The sequence below is a fragment of the Mesorhizobium sp. P3_A9 genome (genome assembly GCF_056402975.1).
In genome coordinates, this window is record NZ_JBFUGJ010000445.1 from 1 (window position 1) to 4,029 (window position 4,029).

General features: G+C 66.0%; 5 protein-coding genes. 2 read left to right on the forward strand and 3 right to left on the reverse strand.

Translation table 11 applies throughout. The features are described from left to right. On the reverse strand, window positions 1–432 hold a 432-nt coding region (locus AC1DX0_RS32135; protein ID WP_477358431.1), incomplete at its 3' end, for a cupin domain-containing protein. Window positions 433–497: 65 nt separating this feature from the next. Between AC1DX0_RS32135 and AC1DX0_RS32140 the strand changes: the two genes are divergently transcribed. Next, window positions 498–953, forward strand: coding sequence for a MarR family winged helix-turn-helix transcriptional regulator (locus AC1DX0_RS32140; RefSeq protein WP_477358433.1), 456 nt, complete (start codon window positions 498–500; stop codon window positions 951–953). A gap of 121 nt (window positions 954–1,074) precedes the next feature. Further along, window positions 1,075–1,803 carry an SDR family oxidoreductase gene (locus AC1DX0_RS32145; RefSeq protein ID WP_477224500.1) on the forward strand — a complete coding sequence of 243 codons (729 nt, stop codon included), beginning with the start codon at window positions 1,075–1,077 and terminating at the stop codon, window positions 1,801–1,803. Window positions 1,804–1,828: 25 nt separating this feature from the next. Here AC1DX0_RS32145 and AC1DX0_RS32150 read toward each other — a convergent pair whose 3' ends face one another. Beyond that, window positions 1,829–2,779, reverse strand: a complete 951-nt coding sequence (locus tag AC1DX0_RS32150) for a LysR family transcriptional regulator (protein ID WP_477224501.1) — start codon at window positions 2,777–2,779, stop codon at window positions 1,829–1,831. A 16-nt stretch (window positions 2,780–2,795) separates the two neighbouring features. Next, window positions 2,796–3,701 carry a S1C family serine protease gene (locus AC1DX0_RS32155; protein WP_477358435.1) on the reverse strand — a complete coding sequence of 302 codons (906 nt, stop codon included), beginning with the start codon at window positions 3,699–3,701 and terminating at the stop codon, window positions 2,796–2,798. Between the last annotated feature and the right edge of the window lie 328 nt (window positions 3,702–4,029).

Genomic DNA, 4,029 nt, shown 5'->3' on the forward strand with positions numbered 1-4,029 from the left:
CATGATCTCCATCATCTTGGCCTTGTCCGGCGGCCCGCCGGCGGCGGCGTTGAGCAAGCCGAACACCTCGCGGAAATAGTCCGGGCCGATCGCCGCTGGCGTGATGACGCACAGCGCCTTCGCGTCTCGGGTGCCATTGTTGTCGAACCGGTGAACGGCGCCGCGTGGAATGCACAGCGCTTCCCCCGGCCCAACCTCGATCGGTTTGCTGTTCACGGTCCAGGTCAGCACCCCGTGAATGCCGTAGATCGTCTCCTCGTAGTGATCGTGGCTGTGCGCCGGCGCGGGCAAGCGCTGCGCGGCTGGCACCATCAGCTCGAAAGCGGCGACACTGCCGTTCGAACTGTCGCCCGATACCAGGAAGCGGACCGACAGCCCCTTGGTGCCGATGGTCTCGTTGGCTGGATTGACCCGAAGATTCATGGCGGACATTGCGCAAACCCCTCCAGTAAATTACATTTACTGGCTATCAGTAAACTCAATTTACCGGATCGTCAATGGCCACCTCCGCCGAAGTTCTCCAGACCAAGACCGAGAACCTGTTGATTGGCGCCCTGTTGCGCGTGCCGGCACAGGCGATCCAGCGCCGGCTGATCAAGGAACTCAACGCCGCCGGTTTCGATGAATTGCGCCTGCCGCATATGGCCGTGCTGCAGTTTCCAGGGCCAGACGGCGCACGCCCTGGCACCATTGCCGAGCGTGCCGGCATGAGCAAACAGGCCATCAATCAGTTGCTCAGCAGCCTCGAAGGCTACGGCTAYATCRTSCGCTCCGACGGCGAAGGCRGCGCGCGCGTGGTGCACTCCACCGAACGCGGCCATGCCGCCTTCTGGAAGATGGTCGACATATTGCGCGACATCGAGGAGGAGTGGCGCAGCGAGCTCGGGCCGGAGCGGTTCGCCCAGCTGAAAGCACTGCTGTTCGTCGTCTGGGACAGCCCTCTGGTGCGTTGAGCGGGACGTGCTCTGCCGGCACCATCGGCCTCTCCGATAGCACCATCGGTTTCTTCCGTTTTCCCGTGACGCTCTGACCTGCCAATCCCTGCCCTGTCCAATCCAGCAAAGGCAGAGCGACATGAGCACTTCAAACCAGAAAATCCTGATCGTCGGCGGCGGCTCCGGCATGGGCCTGGCCCTAGCCAGACGTTGTGTCGAGGCCAGTGCCAAGGTCGTCATTGCCGGGCGCGGTGAGGACCGGCTGCAACAGGCACGCGAGGAACTCGGCAATCCCCCCGGCCTGGAGGTGACCGTCGTCGACGTCGCGCGGGAAGACCAGGTCGCGGACCTGTTCGCGCGCATCGGCGGGCTCGACCACATCGTCAGCACGGCGGCCGACATCGAAGGCGCCTACCGGCTGCTGCCGGAGCTCGACCTCAAGGCGGCGCAACGCGCGGTCGACAGCAAGCTCTTCGGCCCGCTGCTGCTCGCCAAGCATGGCGCGCCACAGATTGCGGCTGGCGGCTCAATGACCTTCGTCTCCGGCGTCGCTGCCTACCGGCCGGCCGCGCGCGGCTCGGTCGTCGCCGCCGTCAATGCAGCACTCGAAGGGATGGTGCGGGCGCTTGCCGTCGAACTCGCCCCGGTCCGCGTCAACGCCGTATCACCCGGCTGGGTCGACACCACGATCTGGGCGCAGGTCGCCGGCGATCGCAAGGCCGAAATGCTTGCCGCGATGGCCGAGCGGCTACCGGTCGGCAGGATCGGCCAGCCCGCAGACATCGCAGACGCCATTTTCTTCCTGATCGGCAATGGCTTTACCACCGGAACGACGCTGCATGTCGAAGGTGGACACCGGCTTGTCTGAACTGGACCGGCGTCGGGAACCGCTTTCAAAGCAAGACCTTGGGCCGACTTGTCGATTCAGCTTCTGAACTGGTTTGAGAGGGTTTCAACGTGTCGCGTGCGGCGGCGAGCAAGTGCCTGAGCGCCGGCGGCTGGACGCGCCGGCGGCGCCAGATCATCGTCAGCGGTGCCGCTTGTGCTGGGCCGGGCCACGACAGTTCGACAAGATCGCCACGCGCCAGCGCATCGCTGACCGCAAGACGTGGAACGAGGCCGAGCCCAGCACCCGCCGCCACCAGCCGGGCAATGGCACTGACGCTGCCGACTTCGGCGGCAAGTTTTGGCACCGCCATGCCGGCCTCGGCAAAGGCGGTGTCGAACATATGCCGGTAGATGCATCCAGGCTCCGTCGCCACGAAACGCAGCGCGGCAAGGGCGGCCAGGTCGCGTGGCGCCGTGCCTTGTCCCGGCGCCGCGACCAGCACCAACGGTTCGGCGCCAATCGTGCGCCTGGCCAGGCGTTCATCGGCAGTGCCCTTCGCACCGTCGCGACGCTCGAAGCAGAAGGCGACATCGATGCCGCCGTCCTCCAGCAGGCGCCGCAACGTGCCGCTGTCGGTCACCTTCATCCGCACGGTGATATCGGGATGGCTGGCCTGGAACCCCGGCAGCCACGGCGCCAGCCGGACCGAGGCGATCGTTTCCAGCGCGCCGATGGTCAGCGTTCCGCTTGTCTGTCCAGCCGCCGCCTGCACAGCCGCACGTCCCTCGCCATCGAGTCGCAACAGCTCTTCGGCGATCGGCTGCAGCGCCAGCCCTGCCGGCGTCAGCTCCAGGCCGGCCTTCGAGCGTGTGAACAAGGCGGCACCAAGTTCCGCCTCGAGGGTCTGGATCTGGTCGCTGACACTCGATTGCGCGAGGTGAACAGCGTCGGCGGCACGCGTGATGTTGCGGCTGCGCGCCACCGCGAGAAAGGTCTTGAGCAGTCTTGGATGCATTATTGACGCAACGCGGCTACTGCAGCTGCGGCTTCTTCAAAAAGCTGCCGCGGTCGGCGGATTTGACGCGCAGCCAGGTCTCGCGGCCGTCGCGCACCACGCGCATCGGAATCTCGGCGCCGGCCGAGCCGCTGTCCCAGAGCTTGCGATAGAAATCGGCGAGCCCGTCGACGGCGCCGTCGCGGACCTCGGAGATGACATCGCCCTGGCGCAGGCCGGCCTTGGCGGCCGGACCGCCTTCGGTCACGCTCATCACCACCACCTTGCCGTCGCTTTCGGCCGACAGCGCGCCGAGCCACGGACGCGGCGGCCTCGCCACCTGGCCCCGCGTCAGGAGATCGTCGAGGATCGGCGGCAACAGATCGATCGGCACCACCATATTGATATCGGCGACCTCGCCGGCGCGGCTCATCTGCAGGCGCAGCGAGCCGATACCGAGCAGCGCGCCATCGGCGCTAAACAGCGGCGCTCCGCCCCAGGACGGATGCGCGGGCGCGATGAAGATCGCCTCGTCGAGCAGATACTCCCAATAGCCGGCGAATTCCTGCTTGGTGACGATCTTGGCCTCGACTGCCCGGCCGATGCCGTCGGCAAGCACCACCGCGTCGCCGATACGAGCCTTGCCGGCATCGCCGAGCGCCACGGCGGGCAGCCCGGTCGGCGCCAGCGCCTGGACCAAGCCGAAGCCCGATTCCTGGTCATAGGCCAGTGCGTGCGCCGGGATGACGCGGCCATCATGCGCGGTCAGCCAGACTTCTTCTGCCTCGGTGATGAGATAGCCGATGGTCAGCACCAGCCCGTCATCCCTGATGACGACGCCGCTGCCTTCCCTGAGCGTACCCAGCGCGCCGGCCGTAAAAGCATCGTCGGRGACGGTTGCGCGCACGGCGACGACGGAGCGCGGATTGGGATTGATGGTCATGATTTTGTCCTGCGATGCAAATGCCCTGGCGGCTTCTTCTATAGGTATGCCTTGGAGGGGATGGTGCAAGGGGTGAGAAGCGGTGGCTGGGGGCCGCGAGAAGCCAATTGCTTGGCTTTTCGAGCTTCGAACGCCCTGAGCCTGCGAAGGGCTGGGGCGCGGCGGGGCAGATCTTCCTTCTCCCCTTGTGGGAGAAGGTGGAACGGCGCGACAGCGCCGAGACGGTTGAGGGGTGTTCCAGCGGAGTGAGGCGTTGGTGTTCCCTGGAGCACCCCTTGTGTGTTTGGAATCGTGCATTGTTGAGGGTGCCACGGACCAGGTGCTTGCC